This is a genomic window from Mangrovimicrobium sediminis (genome assembly GCF_004745945.1).
Classification (GTDB): domain Bacteria; phylum Pseudomonadota; class Gammaproteobacteria; order Pseudomonadales; family Halieaceae; genus Mangrovimicrobium; species Mangrovimicrobium sediminis.
The window spans coordinates 1-1054 of sequence record NZ_SRLE01000037.1; the positions used below are offsets into that span (position 1 = coordinate 1).

1 protein-coding gene is annotated in these 1054 nt (G+C 55.8%); it reads right to left on the reverse strand.

From position 1 onward, the window contains the following. Positions 1-67 precede the first annotated feature (67 nt). Complete coding sequence (locus tag E4634_RS21080; RefSeq protein ID WP_135446661.1) at positions 68-955, reverse strand: IS3 family transposase; 888 nt, start codon at positions 953-955, stop codon at positions 68-70. Positions 956-1054 lie beyond the last annotated feature (99 nt).

Genomic DNA, 1054 nt, shown 5'->3' on the forward strand with positions numbered 1-1054 from the left:
ACTGGATTAGGCCGCATCAGCTTCATACTCGGCAGGGGGATCTTCACCCGATAAAACGGACACTGGATTAGGCCGCATCAGCTTCATACTCGGCAGGGCTCATATAAGCAATTCCAGAATGCAGCCTCTCCTGATTGTAGAAGCCGTTGATATACGATGCGAGAGCTGAGCGAAGCGCCGGTTCATTTGCGAAACATCTTCCTCTTATCAGTTCTGCCTTCAGACTATGGTAGAAAGATTCCATATGCGCATTGTCGGTGCAATGGCCCAGGCGGTTGTAGCTCCGCTGCAATCCGTGCTTCGCGAGCTCGCCCTGGATCGCGTAGGCCATGAACTCGATCCCCCGGTCGGTGTGAAAGATTAAACCTGGTGCCGGTTTGCGTCGAGCAATGACACGCTGCAGAAGCGGCAGGACGTCGCCGGCGGTACGGTTGCTGCACAGCGACCAACCGATGATCCGTCGTGAGTATAGGTCCATTATCGTTATCAGGTGTTGATAGCTGGTACCTACCTTGATGTAGGTCAGGTCAGCCACCCATTGCTGGTCGGGCGCCGTTGGTAGTGAAAGTCCCAGACGGAGATTCTCGCCGTCCTGCTGGAACCGCTTCCAGGCTGGCCGGCGCTGTGTCACCGTTACCACTCGTCCCTTCAGCCCGCTCTGCCGCATCAGCTTTGCCACGCGCTTTTCGCCAACCCGAATGCCGTCTCGGCGTAGCATACGATGTACGCGAGGACTGCCATAAGTGCCGCGACTCTGGGCGTGTATCCGGTGAATCTCCTCAAGGAGCGCCACCTCCTCTACCGCTCGAACGCTGGGCTTCCGCTTTAACCAGTCATAGTAGCCACTAGGCGAAACACCCAGCCAGTCACAAAGGTATCTGACGCCTAGTTCGCGTCCGTATCGTTGGATGAATCCAAATCGTTCTGGTGTTGTTCCGCCAGATACCGTTGCCACTTTTTTAGCAGGTCATTCTCCTTCTTGAGGCGGGCATTCTCTCGCTCAAGCTGACGAAGGCGATCCATCTCCTTCTTCTCCATTTCAAGGTCGGTGGGC